The sequence below is a fragment of the Streptomyces sp. NPDC029526 genome (assembly GCF_040637405.1).
GTDB lineage: Bacteria > Actinomycetota > Actinomycetes > Streptomycetales > Streptomycetaceae > Streptomyces.
Genome location: NZ_JBEZWE010000006.1, coordinates 311,960 through 334,583 on the forward strand (window position 1 = coordinate 311,960; position 22,624 = coordinate 334,583).

Consider the following 22,624-nt stretch of genomic DNA (forward strand, 5'->3'; position numbering starts at 1 on the left):
CCGGCCCCACCCGCACACACCCGCGCCCCTGGCCGACCCCCGGACCGCTGCCGGCCCCCACGCCCCCGCCTTCACACCCCCCACCCCCACATCTCCACCCCTTTCCTTTCCACCCCCCTCCTCCCCACCTCCGCACCCGCACCCGAGAGGGCTCCCCACATGAGTGCCACCTCCGGCATCCTCCCCACCCCCCGCAGACCCCGGACCCGGCGCGTGCGGCGGGCACTGGTCGCCGTCGTCAGCACGCTCGGTCTCGCGGCGGCGGCCTCGACGGCCGCCACCCCGTCCGCGAGCGCGTCCGCCCCACCGCCTCCGTCCGGCTGGAACCAGGTGTTCCTCGACGACTTCGACGGCCCCGCCGGCAGCGGCGTCAACACCGCCGACTGGCGCTACGCCACCGGCACGGGCTACCCGGGCGGCCCCGCCAACTGGGGCACCGGTGAGATCGAGACGATGACCTCCAGCACGCAGAACGTCTCGCTCGACGGCAGCGGCAACCTCCGCATCACCCCCCGCCGCGACGCCGCCGGGAACTGGACCTCCGGCCGCATCGAGACCAACCGCTCCGACTTCCAGCCCCCGGCGGGCGGCAAGCTCCGGGTCGAGGCCCGCATCCAGGTGCCGAACGTCACCGGCGCCGCCGCCAAGGGCTACTGGCCGGCGTTCTGGATGCTGGGCGCCCCCTACCGCGGCAACTGGTGGAACTGGCCCTCGGTCGGTGAGCTGGACATCATGGAGAACACGCAGGGCCAGAACACGGTGTTCGCCACCATGCACTGTGGCACCGCCCCGGGCGGCCCCTGCAACGAGCACAGCGGCATCGGCAGCTCCACGACCTGTCAGGGCACCACCTGCCAGGCCGGATTCCACCGCTACCGGCTGGAGTGGGACCGCTCGACCAGCGTGGAGGAGATCCGCTTCTACCTGGACGACCGGCACTTCCACACCGTGCGGGCCAATCAGGTGGACGCCACGACCTGGGCGAACGCCACGAACCACGGCTACTTCATCATCCTGAACGTGGCCATGGGCGGCGGTTTCCCCGACGCCTTCGGCGGCGGTCCGGACGCCGGTACGCAGCCCGGCCACTCGATGCTCGTCGACTACGTCCAGGTGCTGACCTCCGGTGGCGGCGGCACCACTCCCCCGCCGCCCGGCGACCGCGACGCCTACGGCACCATCCAGGCCGAGTCCTACGACGGCCAGTCCGGCGTGATCACCGAGTCCACCTCCGACTCCGGGGGCGGCCAGAACGTCGGGGCGCTGGCCGACGGCGACTGGCTGCACTACAAGGGCGTGGACTTCGGTTCGTCCCCGGCCCGGCAGTTCTCCGCCCGGGTGGCCGGCGGCGCGGCCAACGGCGTCAGCGGCCTGGTCGAAGTCCGGCTGGACAGCCGGAGCAATGCGCCCATCGGGAGTTTCGCGGTCGGCAACACCGGCGGCTGGCAGTCGTGGCGGACCGTCCCGGCGAACATCAGCCCCGTGATGGGCACGCACGACGTGTACCTGACGTTCACCAGCGGCCAGCCGGCCGACTTCGTGAACGTCAACTGGTTCACGTTCGGCCGCTGACGTCACCGCGACGACGAGCGGCACGTCACGAAGCACGGCGGGGGCCCACCAGCCTGAAGGCCGCCGCCCCTCGGGTCCGTGCCCCGGGCCGTCGCGGGAGGCGCGAACCGCACCTGAGACGCCTCGGGACAGCACCCGGGGAGGGACCGCGGGCGGCGACCCCCGACCGGGCACCCCCGTCCGCCCACGGTGGGTGCCCGACCCCCTCCCGGGCACCCCGTCCGCCCACACCCCCACCGTCCCACCGGTCACCGCACCGGCTCCCCGCCGAAAGGGGCTCCACCCGTCCGTGGGGCCCCTTTCCGCATGTCCGGCGCGATCGCGCGGTACTCGCCCGCCCCACCGGACATTCACCCGCACCGTGCCGCCGTCCGTGCCGGTCCGCGTTGCGGTCGGCTGAGGAACACGGCGGACGTGGTACCGGTTCACACAGACGAGGCGACTCGCAGGTGTTTTCGTCCACGCAGGTGACGGACCCGGCGTGCCGGGACACCCGGTACCCGGCGGAACCGGCCGGGCCCGGCACCGTCGGGGCGGCGCGGTGTGCGCGGCACCCGGCGGGGCCTGCCCGACGCGGTGCGGAAGCGGCTTCACGACCAGGGAGTTGACGCGGAATGGCCCAAGAGACGACCGAGGCGGACACCACCGGCGGCGCCACCGACCCGGGCGACGCCGGGGCGGGGTCCACGGCGGCCGGCTGGTCGAACCCGCTGCGCGATCCGCGGGACCGGCGCCTGCCCCGGATCGCCGGCCCGTCCGGGCTGGTCATCTTCGGGGTGACGGGCGACCTGTCCCGCAGGAAACTGATGCCGGCCGTGTACGACCTGGCCAACCGGGGTCTGCTGCCACCCGGCTTCTCACTCGTGGGCTTCGCCCGCCGGGACTGGGAGAACCAGGACTTCGCGCAGGAGGTCCACGACGCCGTCAGGGAACACGCCCGCACCCCCTTCCGGGAGGAGGTCTGGCAGCAGCTCGCCGAAGGCATGCGCTTCGTGCCCGGTGACTTCGACGACGACTCGGCGTTCAAGCAGCTGCGCGCCGCCGTGGAGGAGGTGGACGCCTCCCGGGGCACCGGCGGCAACCACGCCTTCTACCTGTCGGTGCCGCCGAAGTTCTTCCCCAAGGTGGTCCAGCAGCTGAAGAAGCACGGCCTGGCGGACGCGCCCGACGGTTCCTGGCGGCGGGCGGTCATCGAGAAGCCGTTCGGGCACGACCTGAGGTCGGCCGAGGAGCTGAACGCGATCGTGCACGACGTGTTCGAGCCCGAGCAGGTCTTCCGGATCGACCACTACCTGGGCAAGGAGACGGTCCAGAACATCCTGGCGCTGCGCTTCGCCAACACCATGTTCGAGCCGGTGTGGAACCGGTCGTTCGTCGACCACGTGCAGATCACCATGGCCGAGGACATCGGCATCGGCGGCCGGGCCGGCTACTACGACGGCATCGGCGCCGCCCGCGACGTCATCCAGAACCACCTGCTGCAACTGCTGGCGCTGACCGCGATGGAGGAGCCGGCCGCGTTCGACGCGCGCTCGCTGCTGACCGAGAAGCTGAAGGTGTTCCGGGCGGTGCGGCTGCCGGACGACCTCGGCCTGCACACCGTGCGGGGCCAGTACACCGCCGCCTGGCAGGGCGGGACGCAGGTGCGCGGCTACCTGGAGGAGGACGGCATCGACGCCTCCTCGAAGACCGACACCTACGCCGCCGTCAAGCTGCGCATCGACAACCGCCGCTGGGCGGGTGTCCCCTTCTACCTGCGTACCGGCAAGCGGCTGGGCCGCCGGGTCACCGAGATCGCGGTGGTCTTCAAACGCGCCCCGCACTCCCCCTTCGACGCGACCGCGACCGAGGAGCTGTGCGAGAACGCGATCGTCATCCGGGTGCAGCCGGAGGAGGGCATGACCGTCCGGTTCGGCTCCAAGGTGCCGGGCACCTCGATGGAGATCCGGGACGTGTCGATGGACTTCGCCTACGGCGAGTCGTTCACCGAGTCCAGCCCCGAGGCGTACGAACGGCTGCTCCTCGACGTGCTGCTGGGGGACGCGAACCTGTTCCCCCGTCACCAGGAGGTGGAAGAGTCCTGGAGGATCCTCGACCCGGTCGAGGCGTACTGGGCGTCCCACGGCAGGCCCGCCCGGTACGAATCGGGCAGCTGGGGCCCCGTGGAAGCCGACGAGATGCTCGCACGAGACGGACGGAGCTGGCGCAGGCCATGAAGATCGACCTGACCGACACCACGGCAAGCAACATCAACAAGGCGCTGGTGAAGGGCCGCCGCGCCATCGGCACCCCGGCCGTCGGCATGGTCCTGACGATGGTGATCGTCACGGACGAGGAGAACGCCTACGACTCGATCAAGGCGGCCGAGGAGGCCTCGCACGAGCACCCCTCGCGCACCCTGGTCGTCATCAAGCGCCACGCCCGCACTCCCCGTGACCGCACGCATCCCCGGCTGGACGCCGAGGTGCGGGTGGGCTCGGAGGCCGGAGCCGGCGAGACCGTCGTGCTGCGGACCTACGGGGAGGTGTCCGACCACGCCGACTCGGTGGTGCTGCCGCTGCTGCTGCCGGACGCGCCGGTGGTGGTGTGGTGGCCGGTGGAGGCTCCCGACGTGCCGTCGAAGGACCCGCTGGGCGCGCTGGCCCAGCGCAGGATCACCGACCTGTACGCGGCCGAGCACGCCCTGGAGATGCTGGAGACCCGGGTGCGTTCGTACGCGCCCGGGGACACCGATCTGGCGTGGACGCGGCTGACACCGTGGCGTTCGATGCTGGCGGCCGCCCTGGACCAGGCCCGGCTCACCGTCACCTCGGCGGCCGTGGAGAGCGAGGCGGACAACCCCAGCGCCGAGCTCCTGGCCCGCTGGCTGCACGCCCGGCTCGGGGTGCAGGTGGAGCGGGTGGAGACGGCCGGCCCGGTGGTGACGGGGGTGCGGCTGGGCACCGCGGACGGCGAGATCGTCATCGACCGCCCGGAGGGCCCGCTGGCCACACTGTCCCTGCCGGGGCAGCCGTCGCGGCGCCTCGCGCTGAAGATCCGGCCGACCTCCGAACTCATCGCCGAGGAGCTCCGCAGGCTCGACGCGGACGAGATGTACGCGGTCGCCCTGCGGGGCGACGACGCGGAGGGGGCCGCCGTCCCCGCCTGACAGCCACCACGGGACCCGGGCCGGGGCGGCCCGGCCGGGGTCCCGTTCCCCGTCCACGGGCGTGCCGCCGGCCGCCCGCCGTGAACTCCAGGAAGTGGAACAGACATGCAGATCGGTCTTGTCGGCCTCGGGAAAATGGGCGGCAACATGCGCGAACGGCTGCGCAACGCCGGGCACACCGTCGTCGGTTTCGACACCGACCCCGAACGGTCGGACGTCGCCAACCTGGCGGACCTCGTGGACGAGCTGGACGCCCCGCGCACGGTGTGGGTGATGGTGCCCGCCGGTGAGGTGACCCAGCACGTCATCGACCAGCTGGCCAGTCTCCTCAAGCCCGGCGACACCGTCGTCGACGGGGGCAACTCCCGCTGGACGGACGACGAGCGGCACGCCCGGGAGCTGGGCACGCGCGGCATCGGCTTCGTCGACGCCGGCGTCTCGGGCGGCGTGTGGGGGCTGAAGAACGGCTACGCGCTGATGGTCGGCGGCGACGAGGAGCACGTGGACCGGCTGCGGCCGGTGTTCGAGGCCCTGAAGCCGGAGGGCCCCTACGGGTTCGTGCACGCCGGCAAGGTGGGCGCCGGGCACTTCGCCAAGATGGTCCACAACGGCATCGAGTACGCCATGATGCAGGCGTACGCGGAGGGCTGGGAGCTGCTGGAGGCCGTGGACTCGGTGGACAACGTCCGCGAGGTGTTCCGCTCCTGGCAGGACGGCACCGTCATCCGCTCCTGGCTGCTGGACCTCGCCGTGGACGCGCTGGACGACGACGAGCACCTGCGGAACCTGCGCGGTTACGCCGACGACTCGGGCGAGGGCCGCTGGACCGTGGAGGCGGCCATCGACAACGCGGTGCCGCTGCCCGCGATCACCGCGTCGCTGTTCGCGCGGTTCTCCTCCCGGCAGGAGGACTCCCCCCAGATGAAGATGATCGCGGCGCTGCGCAACCAGTTCGGCGGGCACGCCGTCGAGGCGTCGCGGAAGGAACCGTAGGGGCGTGGGCGATCTGTGGCTGGCGCGGCACGGTGAGACGGAGTGGAGCAGGTCGGGGCGGCACACCGGCCGTACCGACCTGCCCCTCACGCCGCACGGCGAGGAACAGGCCCGGTCGCTGGCACCGCTGCTGGCGGGCCGGGACTTCGCCCTGGTGCTGACCAGTCCGCTGGAGAGGGCGCGCCGCACCGCCGAGCTGGCCGGCCTGACCGGGGCGGAGCCGGAGCCGGACCTGCGCGAGTGGGACTACGGCGCCTACGAGGGCGTCACCACCGCGACGATCCGCCGGACCCGCCCCGACTGGGACCTGTGGACCGACGGGGTGCCGCCCGGCCCGGAGCTGCCCGGTGAGTCGCCGGACGCGGTCGGCACGCGCGCCGACCGGGTGCTGGCCCGGGCGGCGCGGTCCCTCGACGACGGAGACGTGATGCTGGTGGCGCACGGTCACCTGCTGCGGGTCCTCACGGCCCGCCGGCTGGGCCTGTCCGCCGCGTACGGCCGGCTGTTCCGGCTGGAGACGGGCACGCTGAGCCGGCTGTCACTGGAGCACGGGCGTCCGGTGATCGCCGAGTGGAACACCCGTGGGCGGCCCGGTCAGGACGCGGGGCGTCTGGGGATGCCGTAGGCCCGCTGCACGTGCAGACGCAGGACGAGACGCCGGTCGCGGACCATGGCGGCGCGGTAGTCGTCCCAGTCGGGGTGCTCGCCCTGCACGTCGCGGTAGAGCCGGACCAGTTCCTCCACGGTGGCGTCGTAGGGGTCGCGGGCGACGGGTGAGAGGTCGGCGGTGCCCTCCGCGACCGTGTAGGCCCAGCGGTCGTCGGTGGTGACGTGGTAGGAGGCCCGGGGGTCGCGCCGGAGGTTCCGGGTCTTGGCCCGGTCGTCGGTGACGGAGACGCGGACGATCCGTTCGTCGGGGTCGTAGGCGTGGTTGACGTTCGACAGTTGCGGCCGTCCGTCGCCCTTGAGGGTGGCGAGCACCCCGCTGTTGCCCTCGGCGAGCAGGGCGAGCAGTGCGTGCTGAGCGGTGTCCTGGGTCATACCTCGATCAACGGTTCGCCGGGGGCGCGCGTTCCCCCGGTCGCCCGGCGGGGTAGTCCGCAGGCACCGCACGCATGATCACGGCGCGTGCGGCGGACGACCGAGGAGAACGATGACCGTGCGGGAGCAAGAAGCCGTGCTGGAGCAAGAGACCGGGCCGGAGCGGGCCGGGCTGGACGCGGGGGCGCTGGAGCGTCTGGACCGGCATTTCGCCCGGCAGGTGGACGAGGGGCGGCTGCCGGGATTCCTGGTGTCGGTGGCGCGGAACGGACGGGTCGCCCACCTGACGGCGTACGGGCAGCGCGACGTGGCGGCCGGGCGGCCGGTGCGCGCGGACACGCTGTGGCGGATCTACTCCATGACCAAGCCGGTGACGGCGGTGGGCGCGCTGCTGCTGGTGCAGGAGGGCCTGCTGTCGCTGGACGACCCGGTGGGGCGCCACCTGCCGGCGTTCGCCGAGCCCCGCGTCTACGACGGCGGGTCCGGCCCGCAGGTGCGGACCCGGCCGGCGGCCGGACCGATGCTGGTGCGGCACCTGATGACGCACACCGCGGGCCTCACCTTCGCCTTCTACGGCACCCATCCGGTGGACTCCCTCTACCGGGAGGCCGGGCTGGAGTCCTCGGTACTGCCGGGGTCGGACCTCGCGGGGACCGTCGACGCCTACGCGCGGCTGCCGTTGCAGTTCGATCCGGGCACCCAGTGGAACTACTCGGTCGCCTCGAACGTGCTGGGCCGGGTGATCGAGGTGGTGTCCGGGCAGCCGCTGGACGTGTTCCTGACCGAGCGGGTGTTCCGCCCGCTGGGCATGCCGGACGCCGGGTTCGAAGTGAGCGAGCAGCAGGCGGAACGGCTCGCCGAGCTGTACGGGGAGACGGAGGACGGCGGTATCGAGCCCGTCGCCGGGCTGCCGTTGCGGGGGCGTCCGCGGTTCCTGTCGGGCAGCGGCGGGATGGTGGCGTCCGCGTACGACGTGCACCGCTTCACGGAGATGCTGCGGCGGCGCGGGGAACTCGACGGTGTGCGGCTGCTCCGTCCGGACACGGTGGACCTGATGACCCGCAACCATCTGCCCGGCGGCGCCGACCTGCGGGCGTTCGGCAGCCGCCCGGCCCACGACGATCCCGGCAACGACGGCGTCGGCTTCGGTCTCGGCGTGTCCGTGGTGATCGATCCGTCCCGGACGCGGGAGCCGTCGTCCGCGGGCACCTTCGGCTGGACCGGGGTCGCCACCACCGCGTTCTGGGTGGACCCGGGCCGCGATCTCACCGTGCAGTTCTACACGCAGGTACGGCCCAGGTCCTCGCACACGGTCTTCCGTGACCTCCGACGGCTGGTGCACGAGGCGGTCACCTGACCGGAGCCTCGCCGCCCGCCCGCGGCCGCGGCCGGGACCCCGGGGTCCCGGCCGGCGCCGCCGGTCAGGACGGGTGGGCGGCCACCGCGTCCAGGTGCGGCAGGTGGTGGTCCAGGCGCTCCCGCTTGGTCCGCAGGTAGGTGATGTTGCTCTCGCACGGCGGGATGAGCAGCGGAACCTGCTCGGCGACCTGCACACCGTGGCGCACCAGCGCCTCGCGCTTGCGGGGGTTGTTGGACATCAGCCGCACCGAGCGCACGCCCAGGTCCTGCAGCATGCCGGCGGCGACGGCGTAGTCACGGGCGTCCACCGGCAGGCCGAGAGCGAGGTTCGCCTCGACGGTGTCCAGCCCCTCGGCCTGCAGAGCCATCGCCCGCAGCTTCGCCAGCAGACCGATGCCCCGGCCCTCGTGACCTCTCAAGTAGACGACCACACCCGCCCCTTCGGCGACCACGGCACGCATCGCGGCGTCGAGCTGGTCACCGCACTCGCAGTGCTGCGAGCCGAACGCGTCCCCGGTCAGGCACTCCGAGTGCAGCCGGACCAGGACGCCCTCCGCTCCGATGTCACCGTGCACGAGGGCGACTTGCTCGTCCCCGCGGTCGTGGTCCAGATAGCCGATCGCCTGGAAGGGCCCGTACACGGTGGGCAGGGGGGCGTTGACGACGCGTTCCACGCCGGTCCGCCGCGGGGGCTTCTTGCCGAGTACGCCTACGTTTTCTGTCATGATTCTCGGGTTCCTAAGCAGAGACGAAAGGCCGTGACGATATGAGTGGTTCACCAAAGCGGTCGGCGGCATCCGGCCCGGTGCACGGTCTGTTGCCGGCGGATACTACAGAGGATGTACGCAAGCGGGGCTCCGTCGTCTCACGGCAGATCGCGATTCTTCCGGTGGGGAGTTACGAACAGCACGGCGCCCACCTGCCGTTGGCGACGGACACGCTGGTGGCCTGTGCCGTCGCGCGGGAGATCGCCGGCGCGTATCCGGTGCACCTCCTTCCTCCGGTGACGATCTCCTGCTCGCACGAGCACGCGGCCTGGCCGGGGACCGTATCGATCTCCTCCGTGACCCTGCACGCCGTCGTACGGGACATCGCCGACTCGCTGCGCCGGTCCGGCGTGGACACGTTGGTCCTGGTCAACGGGCACGGAGGCAACTACGTCCTCGGCAACGTCGTCCAGGAGGCGTCCGCGCGGGGCGAACGCATGGCGCTCTTCCCGGCCGTGGAGGACTGGGAGGCCGCCCTCGAACGGGCCGGGGTGGCCACCTCGCTGCTCACGGACATGCACGCGGGGGAAATCGAGACGTCCATCCTTCTGCACGCTCATCCCGAATTGCTCCGTCCCGGATACGAGAACGCCGATTTCGTCGCGGACGACCGGCGCCATCTGCTCACCCTCGGTATGTCCGCCTATACCGATTCCGGTGTCATCGGACGCCCTTCTCTGGGCTCCGCGGAAAAGGGGAAGGAACTTCTCGCCGCCTTCGCGGATTCCTTCGGCGCGTACTTCACCCTCCTGACGGGCGAGGCCCCGCACGGCCTCTCGGGCGAGGCCCCGGACGACCTCTCGGGCGGCGCCCCTGGTGGCGGCCCGGGGAGCGGACCGGAGGCTCCGGGAGGCGACGTGAGCGTCACGGAGTGAGCTGTCACCGGGACACCTGCCGGGACCGGTGGGACTCCTGACGGTGGTACGGCAGGTGCGGGTACGGACGTGACCGCGGCGGGCGCCCCGGTCGTCCGTACGTCCTGCGCACAGACCGGCGCGGTGTCCGGCGCGGAGGCTGGTGTGGAGGCTGGCGCGGTGTCCTGCGCACAGACTGGCGCGGAGTCCGGCGCCGGGGCGGCTGCTGCTACGGAGGTCGACAGGGTGGCCGGGGCAGGTGCTCTCGCCGGAGCTTCTGCCGGCGCCGAAGTAGGCGCTGGGGTCGAAGTCGACCCTGCGCCCGGGACGGGTGCTGTGGCTGAGGCAGACACTGCGGCCGGGGCCGGCAGTCCGACCTGGGCGGGCACTACAGACGGGGCGGGCACGGCGACCTGGGCGGGCACTACGGACGGGGCGGGCGCGGCGACCTGGGTGCCGGACGGCCCTGACACGTCCGGCACCACGGTGTGGAGCGAGGCGCACGGGTGGCCGGCGCCGCCCGCCCCCGGCGCCTCGGGAGCGGCGACGGCCCGCCGGGCGCCACGCAGTCCCGCGTGCCAGCGGACGGCGAGGACGACGAGCCCCGGCAGGCTGGCCACCAGGCACAGCACCCCGTACACCACCGCCACGGCCAGCCCCTGGCCCGCACCGAGTCCGGCGGCGCCGAACGCCCACGCGGTGACGCCCTCCCGGGGCCCCCACCCGCCGACGTTCAGCGGCAAGCTCATGGCGAGCAGGGCCAGCACGGCGAGCGGCAGCAGGCGGCTCACCGCCGCGTCCGTCCCGGTGACGCGGGCCGCGAGCACGAACATCGCGACGTGCCCCGTCAGGACGACGAGCGAGGACATCAGCACCCCGGGGCCGTTGCTGCGGGAGAGCAGGCCCTCCCGGGCTTCGGCGAGCATCCGGCGCAGGGCCCGGCCGCGCCGGGACGGTGCCGCCCGGTTCATGCGCAGTGCGAGGGCGACCGCACAGGCACCCAGCGCGCCGAGGCCCACGAGCGGAGCGGCGTGCCGGACCTCGTCGAGCACCGGGGAGGGCATGATGAGCAGCACGGCGGCACCGGCGGCGAACAGCGCGAGCTGCCCGGCCGCCCGTTCCAGGACCACGGCCCGCACGCCGCGTCCCAGGTCACCGCTGCTGCGCCCGTGGTGCACGGCCCGGTGGACGTCGCCCACCACGCCGCCGGGCAGGGCCGCGTTGAGGAAGAGGGCCCGGTAGTAGTCGGCGACGGCGCGGCCGAGCGGCAGCCGGATGCCCAGGCCCCGGGACACCAGGGACCAGCGCCAGGCGCTGAACACGGTCGTGACCAGCCCGACCACGAGCGCGGCGAGCAGGGCCGGGCCGTCGATCCGGCGCAGTCCGTCCAGGAGGACCCCGGTGCCCAGGCGCCACATCAGCACGGCCAGGATGGCCACCCCGGCGAGGGTGCCGAGACGGGTGCGCACGACCGGGGTGTTGAGCCGCGCGAGCAGGACCCGCGCGCGGCCTCGGGCGCCGGGCAGTCCCGCCGACTCCTCCCCCGTCTCCTGCCGGCCCGCTGCTGTCCGCGGCGCGTCGGCCGGGGTGGCGGACGGCCCGGCAGCGGGGGCGGGCGCTAGCCGCGCACTCATGCGGTGCTGCCCGACGGCCGACAGAGGGCCAGCAGGTCGGTGTGGTGGACGACCACCCGCAACTCCCCTGCCGCGCAGGCTTCCAGGCGCTCCTTCAGGTACTGCCCGGCGCGCTCCGCCAGAGCCGGACGTTCCTCGACCGCTGCGCCGACCCAGCCGCGCAGCCACTGCTCGGTCAGGGCGGCCTGCTCCGGGCCCAGCCGCCAGGGGCTCGGCGTCAGCCGCACGGTCGCGCCGTGCTCGGCGAACGCGTCGGCGGCTGCCGTCGCCGCGTCGGGACCGAGCAGACCGCCCCGGCGTTGGTGGTCGTTGAACGCCTCGGTGATCTCCTGGTCCATCGGATGCGGGGCGGTCAGTTCGACGCGTCCGGCGACCGACAGCGTGAGCAGGGCCGGGCAGCCCGCACCCGCACAGGCCGCGGCGAGGGCGCCGACCTCTTCTCGCGTCAGGACGTCCAGCAGCGCGGAGGCCGTGACGAGGGACGCGCCGGACAGGGCGTCCGGGGTGAGCCGGGCGACGTCGCCGCGCCGGGTTTCGACGGACACCCGGCTGCCGTCGGCGGAGGACCGGGGAGAGCCCACCGCCGCGAAGTGCAGCAGGTAGGGGTCACGGTCGTACAGGATCCAGTGCTGGGCACCGTCCAGGTGCGGGGCGAGCCAGCGGCCCATGGAACCAGTGCCGCAGCCAATGTCGTGGATGACCAGGCCGTCGGCCCGTTGCGGCAGGTTGGCGAGCCGGATGCGCAGCGGGTCGAGGAGGTCGTGGGAGCGGGCGACCGCGTCGGCGGGCTCCCGCAGCTGCAGCCACTCGGGCGCGTACCGGGCCGGTTCCTCGGTGCCGGTGTCGCGCAGCTTCACGGTCGCCCGCTCGCCGGGCCGGAGCGCGCCGGGGGCGGTGGGCCCGGGCGCCGCGTCGTCTGCGGCGGCGGGTGATCGGGGCGGGGCAGCGGGGGCGGCTGCCGCCGGTGGGGCGACGGGGCCGGCACCGGGGATGACGGAGGATCCGGCAGATCCGGCCGACCCGGCCGACCCGGCCGGGGTTCCTGCGGTGTGGTTCCCCGCGTGCATGGTTCCCCCTCGCGGACCGGTGGCCGTGTCCGCGGCCTGCCGAGGTCCGGGCTGGGCCGGGATCACCCCGGCGTGCGGTGTCGTCACCTGCTCGGTCATGCGGCCCTCCGGGACTCGGCCGGCAGCCGGCGCAGGACGCCGGCCAGACTCTGAGCGGTGCTCGCCCAGCCGCCGAGCGCGGCACGCCGTCCGCGGGCGGCGGCCTTCAGCCGGCGCCGGACGTCCGGCTCGCCGAACCAGCCGCGCAGTTCGGCGGCGATGGCGGCCGGGTCCTCCGGCGGAACCAGGATGCCCGGCACTCCGCCGTCCGGTGCGCGCCCGACCGCCTCGGGCAGCCCGCCCACGTCGGTCGCCAGGACCGGGATGCCCCTGGCCAGGGCCTCGGTGACCGCCATCCCGTACGTCTCGGCGTAGGAGGTGAGGACCATCAGGTCGGCGGCGGCGTAGCTGGCGTCGAGGTCGGCGCCGGACCGCGGCCCGGCCAGTTCCAGCCGGTCCTCCAGCCCGTGTGTGCGGATCAGGGACTGCAGGTGGGCCACGTACTCGGGGTCGTGGGCGGTCCCGCCCACGAGGCTGCACGTCCACGGCAGGTCGGCCACCGTCGCCAGGGCCTCCACCAGCCGGTGCTGGCCCTTGCGCGGGGTCACGGCCGCGACGCACAGCAGCCGGGAGACTCCGTCGGTGCCGGGGGCGAGGGGCGCGATGTCGGCTCCGGGCGCGGCCACGTGGACCCGCTCGGGGTCGAGGCCGTGGTGGGAGACGAGGCGGCGTACCGCCCAGTCGCTGGTGGCGACGACCGCGTGCACCGCGCGGAGCACCGCCCGCTCGCGGGTGTCCAGCTCCGCGGCCATGGCGGGCTCCAGCCCGGTCTCGTCACCGAGCGGGAGGTGGACCAGCACGGCCAGCCGCAGGCGTTCCGCCTCGGGCACGATGATGTCCGGGACACCGCAGGCGACCAGCCCGTCGAGGAGGACGGCGGTGCCGTCAGGGAGCCGGCGCAGCGTGCGGGCGAGGTGTGCACGGGCGGCTGAGTCGGGGCGGGGCCAGGAACCGGCCACGGCGTGCTTGTGGACGCCCCACCCGAATCCGGGCAGGTCGAGGCAGACCCGGCGGTCGTAGGCATTGCCGCCGCTGGGCGCGGACGGGTCGTCGACACCGCCCGGCATCACGAAGTGGACCATGCGCAGGGACATGGGGATGATCCCGTCGTTCCTGGGAGAGGACGCCTGTCGGGGAACATAGCCCAGACGGGTGGTCCTCGCCCGTTCAGCGGTGGTGCCGGAGGCGGCGCCACCGGCTTCGGTGGCCGTGGGGCCGGCTTCGGCGGCCGTGGCAGCGGTTTCGGCGGCTGTGGCGGTGGTGGTCGCTGTGGCTGTGGTCGCGGCTGTGTCGGCGGTGCGCAGGGTCGTGTCGGTCACAGCGCACGCTCGTAACTCGCCCACGCGATGTGCGACTCGTGCAGCGTGACGGTGAGCCCCGAGAGGCCCTTGGCGCCTTCCCCGAGGGCGCCCTTGTGGATGCGCTCCGCCAGCCGGTCGGCGATGACCTTGGCCAGGTACTCGGTCGACGTGTTGATCCCCGCGAAGTCCGGCTCGTTGTCGAGGTTTCGATAGTTCAGCTCGCTGACGAGGGCCCCGAGTTCCTGCGTGGCGAGACCGATGTCGACGACGATGTTGTCCTGGTCCAGCTGTTCACGCCGGAACGTGGCGTCCACGAGGAACGTGGCCCCGTGCAGGCGCTGGGCCGGTCCGAAGACCTCGCCGCGGAAACTGTGGGCGATCATGATGTGATCGCGGACGGTGATGCTGAACAACGGACGACCCTCCAGGTGCGGCGCGTCTGCTCCCCGGCCGAAGTCCGCCGGGGATGTCGTGTAGTACGGCTGACTCCCTTCCCGTGTTCAGCCTTCGGTACCTCTTTTCTCAGGTCAGCGGGGCGGCCGGTTCCTTGCGGTCGCCGGCGTGGTGGGGAGCGGGCCGGGAGACCGGGGAGTGGGCGCGGGGCCGGCGGTGGGGCCCGGTGGGGCGGGCGGTGGTGTCGTGGCGGGCGGAACGAGTCGGCTCGTCCGGTGACCGGAACGGTGGGCGAACGGCCAACGACTCCTCCGGTGGCCGACACCGGGGGCGGCATGGTCGCGGGGCGGTGCCCCCGGGTGGTCGAGGAGAGGCGCACCGACGCAGGTGACGCGTGCGGCGGCCATGGGTGGCGAGGACGACAGGGCGGCGGAACGGAAGGGGGCAGTGCGGCAGGGCGGCAGGGCGGCAAATCAGCCGGGTTTCGAGTGGGGCACGTCGCGCACCCACCCGGCGGAGATTCCGGTCCAGCGGGCTGCGCATCCGCCGGGGGCCCCGGTGCGAGTGTGGCTGGTACGTGCGCTGCGGATGTCCCGACCCCGTCCGGCGCGGCAGCCTTCGGGAGCGGACGCCGTGGGAGCAGTGCGTGGTCGGTCGGGGGTGGGCGGGTCGGTCGGGGGTGGGCGGGTCGGTCGAGGATGGGCGGCTCGGCCGGGGTGGGTGGATCGGTCGGTCGGTCGGAGCGGCTCGTGGGCTCGTGCGCCGGGTCAGGCGTTGTCGTCGTTGTCGTAGCGCACGCGGTGGCACAGGGCGGGGATGTCGCCGGAGGCCAACCGGGGCATGACGTCCGGCAGTTCCTCGAATGCGGACTCCCCCGTGATCAGGGCGTCGAGCGCCGGATCGGCCAGCAGGTCCAGGGCGAGGGCCAGCCGGTCGGCGTAGGTGCGGCCAGCGCGAGCCGGGGAGACGGTACCGACCTGACTGCTGCGGATGACCAGCCGGCGTGAGTGGAAGGCTTCGCCGAGCGGCAGCGCGACCCGGCGGTCTCCGTACCAGCTCAGCTCGATGACCGTGCCCTCGGCGGTCAGCAGTTCCAGGGCCCGGCCGAGCCCTTGCTCGGTGGCGCTGGCGTGCACGACGAGATCGCACGCGCCGCGGGCGTCCTCCGGGAGGGCGTAGTCCACGCCGAGGGCGCGAGCGGTGGCCTCCCGGGCCGGATCGCTGTCGACGAGCTGCACACGGACACCGGGGAAGCGGGCCAGCAGGGCGGCCACCGAACAGCCGACCATTCCCCCGCCGATCACCGCGATCCGGTCACCGATGAGAGGAGCCGCGTCCCACAGGGCGTTCACCGCGGTCTCCACGGTCCCGGCCAGCACCGCCCGGCCAGCGGGCACCCCGTCGGGCACAGGGGTCACCGCGTCGGCCGGCACGACGTACCGCGTCTGGTGCGGGTAGAGGCTGAAGACGGTCCGGCCGGTGAGGTGCGACGGCCCCTCCTCGACGACCCCGACGTTGAGGTATCCGTACTTCACCGGTCCCGGGAAGTCGCCCTCCTGGAACGGCGCCCGCATCGCCGCGTGCTGGCTCTCGGGCACCCCGCCGCGGAACACGAGAGTCTCCGTTCCCCGGCTCACTCCGGTGTACAACGACCGCACCAGCACGTCGTCGTCGCCCGGCCGAGGCAGCCGCACCTCGCGGATCTCGCCCCGTCCGGGCGAGGCGAGCCAGAACGCGCGAGCAGTGCGGTCCATCGAAATCCTCCTGAACGATCGGGAACCTGCACGCGTACCGAGGGGTGCACAGGCCGCGCACAAGGTAGCGGCGTTGATCAAATCTGTCACTCGGCCGGAGGGTGTTCGGTGGCCCTGAACAACAGTTACGACGCGAGGCCTGTACAGCAGGAGGCCGCCGTGGGGGCGGGCATCCAGATCCTGCTGCTGGTGCTGGTCGGCTCGGCGATCGGCATGGGGCCGGCGGGCTGGCTCACCGGTCTCGCGTTCGCCCTCGCGACCTGGGCGGTCCTCTCCCGGGCGCTGCACCGGTCCGGGTCACGCTCCTTCGGCGCCGCCAACCGTGTCACGCTCGGCCGGACCGTTCTCGTCGGCGGCGTCACCGCCCTGGTGGCCGACTCCTTCCACGACTCACCGCCCGTCTCCCTCTTCGTGGGCCTGACGGCCGTGGCCCTGTTCCTCGACGGCGTCGACGGCAAGGTGGCGCGCAGGACGGGTACGTCGACTGCGCTGGGTGCCCGGTTCGACATGGAGGTGGATGCCTTTCTGATCCTCGTGTTGAGCGTGTACCTGTCGATCACGATGGGGCCATGGGTGCTGCTGATCGGCGGCATGCGGTACGGCTTCGTCGCCGCGGCACGCGTCTGGCCCTGGCTGACCGCCCCTCTGCCGCCGAGTACGGCCCGCAAGACCGTGGCCGCGCTGCAGGGCGTGCTGTTGCTGCTGGCGGGTGCGGCCCTGCTGCCGCACGCGGCCAACGTCGCGGTGGTCGCGCTGGCGCTGGGACTGCTGCTGTGGTCGTTCGGCCGGGACGTGTTCTGGCTGTGGCGGACCTCACGGGTCCCGGCGACGCCGGTCGGGCAGGCCGGTCAGCAGCCGTCGCCCGAGCAGTCCGGCCGGCGGGAACTGGTCGCCGGCTGACACGGGGCCAGGGGCCGCACGCCTCCCTGCCCCGCTCTACGCGATCCCCGTCGCGTCGAGCAGCCGGACGAGATCCTTGCGCCCGTATCCGAGCATCCGCGCCCGGTGGGCGGCCATCAGCAGCAGGTGGGCCACGGTCCGCGCCGCCGGGCCGTCCCGGTCGGAGCCGAGCCACTCGTCCGGCTTCTCCACGCCCAGGCTGGTCATCACCAGCCCGTGCTCGCGCCGGATCTCCGCGACCGTGCCGGCGACCGCGTCCATGAGGGTCCGCCCCGGCCGCTCGCACTCCAGCGCGAAGCACCCCCAGTCGACGGGAACGCACCCCTTCGGGGGATGCCTCCGCACCTGCGCGTACCGTTCGTCCCCGAACCCGGCCGTCTCGAACTCCTCGTGCACCAGCGGGAATCGGTGGAACCCGCGCGGGACCGGTGGCGGCGGGGGCGTGTACGTCCACCCGGCGTCCTCGTACAACTGCCGCTTGACCTCCTCCTCGTCGCGGTGCGTCACCGTGAAGCCGTTGGCCTCGTTGCGCCCGGTCGTCGTACCGTCAGGATTGCGGTGGAAGTGCAGACCCATCTGTGTGCCCCCGTTGTGTGTGGTGAGTGAGTGTCCGTCCGGACGGAGGAGCTTTCCCCTCCTCGGAAGAAGTCCCCGTCACTCCGTCGAACGGCCCGCCCGGTCGTCGCGTGCCCGTTCCCCGAGACATCACCCGATCGCGTGACACGGCCCGCAGCCCGCTGACGCAGGCCCCCGTTGTTACCCTCCCCGGATGCGCATTCCGGGACCAGACGAGATCCGCGCCCTGCACGAGCGGTACGCACCGACGGCCGAGGCGTTCGACCTCGTCCACCAGCGCTGCGAGATCGTCTGGAGTGTCGCCGAGCAGCTGCTCTCCGACCCCCGTCTCTCCCATGTGGACGCCGAACTGGTCCGCGCCGGCTGCCTCCTCCACGACATCGGGGTCTACCGGCTCTACGGGGCCGACGGACGGCTCGACCACCGCAACTACGTCCGCCACGGCCTGCTGGGACACGAGATCCTCGAGCGGGAGGAACTTCCCGAGACCCTGCGCCGGTTCTGCTCCCACCACACCGGAGTGGGACTCACCCGGGACGACATCCTGAAGCAGGGCCTGCCGCTGCCTCCCGCCGACTACCTGGCGGAGACGGTGGAGGAGAGGCTGGTGATGTACGCGGACAAGTTCCACACCAAGTCCAGGCCGTCGTCGTTCCTCTCCCCCGAGGAGTACCGCGACCACGTCCGACGCTTCGGTGAGGACAAGGTGACCGCTTTCGAGGCGCTGCGCGCGGAGTTCGGGGACCCGGATCTCGCGCGCCCCGTGCCGCCCCACGGGGCGCCGGCCCTCCCTCTCCCCAACCGCCCGGCCGAGGAGTTCTGAGGACGGGGCCGCACACTGCGCCACTGCGCCACTGCGCCTCCGGACGCCCGGGCCGCCTTGCCCGCCGGGGCGCCGGGCCGCAGGCCCCGCCAGCCGTCTGGGCGCCTGGGCGCCTGCGACAGCGCGGCAGGCCAGCAGTCCGGCTGACCGGCAGCCGGTCCAGCGGTCCAGCGGTCGGGCGGTCCGGCGGTCGTGCGGCCCAGCAGCCAAGCGGTGGCCCCGGCAGGCCCGGCGATCCGGCGGCCGGGGCCGCCGAGGGCCTGACCCCGGCCGGGTCGCGGCCCGGTCCTACGCCTCCGGCAGGTGGGCGTCCGGGGCGTCCGGACGGTGGTCCGGGAAGCCGGAGCGGCTGGCCTCGTGACGCACCCGCAGGAATTCGAGGTGCCGTTCGTACTGGTCGAGGGCGTCGGCGATGAGCTGTTCCTTCGTGTACCCCATGACGTCGTAGTCCTGGTTGCCCTCGGCGAGCCGGACCTCGAAGCGGACGTAGGTGTCGTGCGTGGTGACCGACCGGGTGGCGAAGGCGGGCGTCGGCCGCTCGACGGGCCAGACCTCGTAAACAAACTCGTCGCTGGTGCCGATCGGTACGCGCAGACCGACGTGCGGGAGGCCGGTGTTCTCGACGACCCCCTCCACGACCTCGGCCTCCGTTCCCTGCTGCCGCAGTTCCTGGGCGACCTCCTGGAATGCGGGTCGGCACACCTGGTCGACGAACCGGGCGGCCGTCCGACGGCCGGGGAAGGACATGGTCCGGGCCAGCCGGTGCCGCCAGTTCGGCGCCCCCGGCAGACCGTGCTGCGCCATGCGCCCGGACAGCGATCCGGGAAGGGTGGTGTCCTTGGCCTCGACGAGCATGCGTTCGGTGCGCAACGCCAGGAAGAGCCCGGCCATGATCAGGAACATCACGAAGGAGAAGGGCAGACCCATGATGATGGTGGCGTTGGTGAGGGCCTGGACGCCGCCCACGATCAGCATGGCGAGCGTGAGCAGACCCGTCGCGACCGCCCAGAAGATGCGCAGCCAGGTGGGCGCGTCGGTCACCGGAGTGGGCAGCTCCGCGCTGAGGTTGCCCATGACCAGGGCCCCGGAGTCGGCGGAGGTGACGTAGAGCAGCAGTCCGACGAACGTCGCCAGTCCGGCGCTGAAGAGGAAGCCCGGGTACTGGTCCAGCAAGGTGTAGAAGCCCTGTTCGGGGACGTTCATGGCGGTTTCGCCGAATCCCTTGTTCCCGTCGCGCACCAGGAACAGGGCGCTGTTGCCGAAGATGGCCAGGAAGGCGCCGGTGAACAGGAACGGGATGATCAGCGTGGCGGCGATGAACTCGCGCAGGGTCCGGCCGCGCGAGATGCGGGCCAGGAAGAGTCCGACGAACGGCGCCCAGGCGATCCACCACGCCCAGAAGAACAGCGTCCACGCGTCCAGCCACTCGGTGGGCTGGTCGTAGGCGAAGGTGTTGAGCGTCATCGAGGGGAAGCCGCTGACGTAGTCCCCGACGTTCTGGACGACGGCGTTCAGCAGCCGGAACGGTTCGTCGACGACGAGGATGTAGAACATCAGCAGGGCGGCGAGGAGGACGTTGAGCTGCGACAGCCGGCGGATGCCCTTGTCCACACCGGATGCGGCCGACGCGGTGGCCATACCCACGGCGACGACGATCAGGGCGATCTGCGCGGCCAGCCCCTCCGGCACGTCGAAGAGGACCTTCAGACCGTAGTTGAGCTGGACGACACCGATGCCGAGGGTCACGCCGATGCCGAAGACCGTGCCGATGATGGCCGCCAGGTCGACGGTGTCGCCGATCCGGCCGTGGATGCGGCGGCCGATGATCGGGTAGAGCGCCGAGCGGATCGCGAGCGGCAGCTTGTAGCGGAAGGAGAAGTAACCGAGGGCCATGCCCATCAGCGCGTACATCGCCCAGCCGGTGATGCCGTAGTGGAACAGGGTCCACACGACGGCCTGACGCGCTGCTTCGAGCGTCTCCGGATCGCCCTGCGGCGGGGCGAGGTAGTGGCTGACCGGCCCGGAGACGGAGAAGAACATCAGGTCGATGCCGATGCCGGCCGCGAACAGCATCGAGCCCCAGGTGAAGAGGCCGTAGTCCGGCTTGGAATGCTTCGGGCCCAGCTTGACGGTGCCGTACTTGGACAGCGCGATGAACACCACGAAGACCAGGTAGAGGGTCGCCGCGACGAAGTAGTACCAGCCGAACCAGCTGGAGATCTTGCCGACCGCCACACCGATCGCCGTCTCCGCACCGCTCGGCGTGATGATCGCCCAGATCGAGATGGCGAGGACCAGGCCGGCGGCGCCGAAGAAGACGACCGGCTTGAGCCGGGCCGGTCCCGCCTCCTCGTCCGCCTGCACGTCGTCCGGTACCGCTGCGGGATTCTTGTCTCCAGCGCTCGACATGGTCGCATTCCTCCTTCGCTGAGGCCCGGGACATGCCGTCCCGCGCGGGCGGCAACTGCCGTTGTCCGCGGCCCTCGCAGGGCCTCAGGTCATTGCTCGAACGCCCCGGGGAACGGGGCACGTGGGGCGAGGCAGAGTCCTGATGCCCCGGTGGCAGCGGATCGAACCGGCCGGACCGGCTGGAAACCCACTCGGCCCCGTGGTCGATGGGGCGGGTGTGCTCCGTGGGACGCGGTCGGGACCGCCGGGGCGCGAGCCTGTGCGACACGTACGGCCGGGGCCGGCCGCCCGGCGGGGCGGGTTCCGGAGAAGGGAAACCCGAAGGCGCCGCCGGCCCGTCGCGGCCCAGGCCCCCTCACCGCGTCCCGCTCCCGCCGTTCGGCCCCTGCCTGCCGGTGAGGAGATCGGCGGCGCGTTCGGCGGCGAGCAGCACCGTGACCATGGGGTTGATCGTCGGCATCGTCGGGAACACCGACGCGTCGACGATCCGCACGCCCTCGACGCCGCGCAGCCTCATCTCCGGGTCGCAGACGGCCATCGGGTCGTCCGCCGCCCCCATGCGGCAGGTGCCCGCCGGGTGGTAGACGGTGTGGGCGGCGCGGCGCCCGTACTCCGACAGGTCGGCGTCGGAGGTGACGGTCGGGCCGGGGGCGACCTCGCGGACGAGCCAGTCCTTGAGCGGGTCGGTCGCGGCGACCTCACGGGCCAGCTTCAGCCCTTCGACGATGGTGCGTTCGTCGTGGCCGTCTGGGTCGGTGAAGTACCGGAAGTCCAGCGCGGGGTGCTCGGACGGGTTCGAACTGCGCAGCCACATGCGTCCGGTGGAGCGCGCCCGGGGCACGTTGGGCGTCATGCAGACGCCGTGCTCCGGGACGGGGTAGCCCAGGCGTTCGGTGTTGACGGTGAACGGCACCTGGTAGAAGTGGAACATCAGGTCCGGTCGCGGCTGCCCCTTGTCGAGCCGGAGGAACAGGCCGGCGTCCGAGTCCATGGCGGAGTTGGGCGGCAGCGGGCCGTCCGTCTCCCAGAGGATGATGGACTCGGGGTGGTCCAGCAGGTTCTCCCCCACGCCGGGCAGGTCGACATGGACGTCGATGCCCAGGCTGCGCAGGTCGTCGGCCGGGCCGATGCCGGACAGCATGAGCAGACGCGGGGTGTCGATGGCCCCGGCGCACAGCACCAGTTCGCGCTCGGCGCGCACGGTGGCGGGCTCCCCGTCGGCACCCCTGACGGCGACGCGGGTGAGCCGGCCCGCCTCGTCGGTGAGCAGCCGGTGGGCCCACGTCTCCAGGAGGAGGGTGAGGTTGGGCCGGTCCAGGACGGGGTGGAGGTAGGCGACGGACGCGGAGGACCGCAGGTTGCCCTCGGGCTCGTAGGCGAGCGAGAAGAAGCCGGTGCCGTCGGCGAAGGGGTCGGCGTTGAAGTCGTCGATGACGGGGACGCCGGTGGCGCGGGAGGCGGCGGTGACGAAGTCCTTCGCGATGGGGTTCCGGTCGGCCTCGGCCACCGGGACGATCTTGGTGAGCAGGCGGTCCCGGTACGGCAGGATCGTCGCCGGGTCCCAGCCGGTGCAGCCGGCGGCCACCCAGTCGTCGAGGTCCTGCGGCAGCGGCATGAAACTGATCAGGGTGTTGTGCGAGGAGCACCCGCCGAGGACACGGGCCCGGGAGTGGAGGATGTGCGAGTTGCCGCGGGGCTGTTCGACGGTGGTGTACCCGTAGTCGTACTCGGTCCCCAGCAGGTTGATCCAGTTGCGCAGGCGCAGGACGCGCTCGTCCCCGACGTCGCTGGGGCCGCCCTCGATCACGCAGACGCGGCAGTCGGGGTCCTCGCTCAGTCGGGCGGCGAGGACACAGCCGGCGGTGCCGCCGCCGACGATGACGTAGTCGTACGAGGACTCGGCGCCGTGCGGGGTGGTGGGGGCGGCCATGGGG

18 protein-coding genes and 1 pseudogene are annotated in these 22,624 nt (G+C 72.8%); 9 read left to right on the top strand and 10 right to left on the bottom strand.

The features are described from left to right. Positions 1–159: 159 nt before the first annotated feature. From AB0F01_RS17535 to AB0F01_RS17555, 5 genes are all read left to right on the top strand, one after another. Positions 160–1,572: a glycoside hydrolase family 16 protein gene (locus AB0F01_RS17535; RefSeq protein WP_362095911.1), complete on the top strand. Its 1,413-nt coding sequence runs from the start codon at positions 160–162 to the stop codon at positions 1,570–1,572. 614 nt (positions 1,573–2,186) lie between these two features. Continuing rightward, positions 2,187–3,788, top strand: a complete 1,602-nt coding sequence (gene zwf, locus AB0F01_RS17540; RefSeq protein ID WP_362095913.1) for a glucose-6-phosphate dehydrogenase — start codon at positions 2,187–2,189, stop codon at positions 3,786–3,788. Beyond that, on the top strand, positions 3,785–4,720 hold the full coding sequence (opcA, locus tag AB0F01_RS17545) for a glucose-6-phosphate dehydrogenase assembly protein OpcA (protein ID WP_362095916.1): 936 nt from the start codon (positions 3,785–3,787) through the stop codon (positions 4,718–4,720). The genes zwf and opcA overlap by 4 nt, the downstream gene beginning before the upstream one ends. Before the next feature lie 105 nt (positions 4,721–4,825). After that, a complete protein-coding gene (gene gnd / locus AB0F01_RS17550; protein WP_362095919.1) occupies positions 4,826–5,713 on the top strand; it encodes a phosphogluconate dehydrogenase (NAD(+)-dependent, decarboxylating) in 888 nt (295 codons plus the stop codon). A 4-nt stretch (positions 5,714–5,717) separates the two neighbouring features. Then, on the top strand, positions 5,718–6,338 hold the full coding sequence (locus AB0F01_RS17555; RefSeq protein WP_362095922.1) for a histidine phosphatase family protein: 621 nt from the start codon (positions 5,718–5,720) through the stop codon (positions 6,336–6,338). Here the strand turns inward: AB0F01_RS17555 and AB0F01_RS17560 are convergent. Then, a complete protein-coding gene (locus AB0F01_RS17560; RefSeq protein ID WP_362095924.1) occupies positions 6,308–6,754 on the bottom strand; it encodes a PPOX class F420-dependent oxidoreductase in 447 nt (148 codons plus the stop codon). The two genes, AB0F01_RS17555 and AB0F01_RS17560, sit on opposite strands and share 31 nt — an antisense overlap. 118 nt (positions 6,755–6,872) lie before the next feature. On the opposite strand from AB0F01_RS17560, the gene AB0F01_RS17565 reads away from it, so the two are divergent. Beyond that, positions 6,873–8,111 (top strand): serine hydrolase domain-containing protein, encoded by a 1,239-nt coding sequence (locus AB0F01_RS17565; protein ID WP_362095927.1) that lies wholly within the window; start codon positions 6,873–6,875, stop codon positions 8,109–8,111. A 64-nt stretch (positions 8,112–8,175) separates the two neighbouring features. Here the strand turns inward: AB0F01_RS17565 and ribA are convergent, their stop codons facing one another. Then, complete coding sequence (gene ribA / locus AB0F01_RS17570) at positions 8,176–8,838, bottom strand: GTP cyclohydrolase II (protein ID WP_362095930.1); 663 nt, start codon at positions 8,836–8,838, stop codon at positions 8,176–8,178. A 41-nt stretch (positions 8,839–8,879) separates the two neighbouring features. On the opposite strand from ribA, the gene AB0F01_RS17575 reads away from it, so the two are divergent. Then, complete coding sequence (locus AB0F01_RS17575; protein ID WP_362095931.1) at positions 8,880–9,755, top strand: creatininase family protein; 876 nt, start codon at positions 8,880–8,882, stop codon at positions 9,753–9,755. A gap of 551 nt (positions 9,756–10,306) precedes the next feature. Here the strand turns inward: AB0F01_RS17575 and AB0F01_RS17580 are convergent. The 5 genes and pseudogenes from AB0F01_RS17580 to AB0F01_RS17600 form a co-directional block, all read right to left on the bottom strand. Beyond that, a pseudogene (locus AB0F01_RS17580) lies at positions 10,307–11,368 on the bottom strand (lysylphosphatidylglycerol synthase transmembrane domain-containing protein); the annotation flags it as partial. Then, positions 11,365–12,534, bottom strand: coding sequence for a class I SAM-dependent methyltransferase (locus AB0F01_RS17585; protein ID WP_362095934.1), 1,170 nt, complete (start codon positions 12,532–12,534; stop codon positions 11,365–11,367). The pseudogene AB0F01_RS17580 and the gene AB0F01_RS17585, both read right to left, overlap by 4 nt. After that, a complete protein-coding gene (locus tag AB0F01_RS17590) occupies positions 12,531–13,682 on the bottom strand; it encodes a glycosyltransferase family 4 protein (RefSeq protein ID WP_362096065.1) in 1,152 nt (383 codons plus the stop codon). The genes AB0F01_RS17585 and AB0F01_RS17590 overlap by 4 nt, the downstream gene beginning before the upstream one ends. A gap of 167 nt (positions 13,683–13,849) precedes the next feature. Then, a complete protein-coding gene (locus AB0F01_RS17595; protein ID WP_362095937.1) occupies positions 13,850–14,248 on the bottom strand; it encodes a 6-carboxytetrahydropterin synthase in 399 nt (132 codons plus the stop codon). Positions 14,249–14,995: 747 nt separating this feature from the next. Beyond that, positions 14,996–15,982, bottom strand: coding sequence for a zinc-binding alcohol dehydrogenase (locus AB0F01_RS17600; RefSeq protein ID WP_362095940.1), 987 nt, complete (start codon positions 15,980–15,982; stop codon positions 14,996–14,998). Positions 15,983–16,090: 108 nt separating this feature from the next. Between AB0F01_RS17600 and AB0F01_RS17605 the strand changes: the two genes are divergently transcribed. Continuing rightward, the gene (locus AB0F01_RS17605) at positions 16,091–16,882 is read left to right on the top strand and encodes a CDP-alcohol phosphatidyltransferase family protein (RefSeq protein WP_362095943.1); all 792 of its coding nucleotides are present in this window, start codon (positions 16,091–16,093) and stop codon (positions 16,880–16,882) included. 36 nt (positions 16,883–16,918) lie between these two features. Here AB0F01_RS17605 and AB0F01_RS17610 read toward each other — a convergent pair whose 3' ends face one another. Continuing rightward, positions 16,919–17,458, bottom strand: a complete 540-nt coding sequence (locus AB0F01_RS17610; RefSeq protein WP_362095946.1) for a hypothetical protein — start codon at positions 17,456–17,458, stop codon at positions 16,919–16,921. Positions 17,459–17,651: 193 nt separating this feature from the next. On the opposite strand from AB0F01_RS17610, the gene AB0F01_RS17615 reads away from it, so the two are divergent. Continuing rightward, the gene (locus AB0F01_RS17615; RefSeq protein ID WP_362095948.1) at positions 17,652–18,281 is read left to right on the top strand and encodes an HD domain-containing protein; all 630 of its coding nucleotides are present in this window, start codon (positions 17,652–17,654) and stop codon (positions 18,279–18,281) included. 288 nt (positions 18,282–18,569) lie between these two features. Here AB0F01_RS17615 and betT read toward each other — a convergent pair whose 3' ends face one another. After that, the gene (gene betT, locus AB0F01_RS17620) at positions 18,570–20,690 is read right to left on the bottom strand and encodes a choline BCCT transporter BetT (protein WP_362095951.1); all 2,121 of its coding nucleotides are present in this window, start codon (positions 20,688–20,690) and stop codon (positions 18,570–18,572) included. 355 nt (positions 20,691–21,045) lie between these two features. Further along, a complete protein-coding gene (locus AB0F01_RS17625; protein WP_362095954.1) occupies positions 21,046–22,620 on the bottom strand; it encodes a GMC oxidoreductase in 1,575 nt (524 codons plus the stop codon). Between the last annotated feature and the right edge of the window lie 4 nt (positions 22,621–22,624).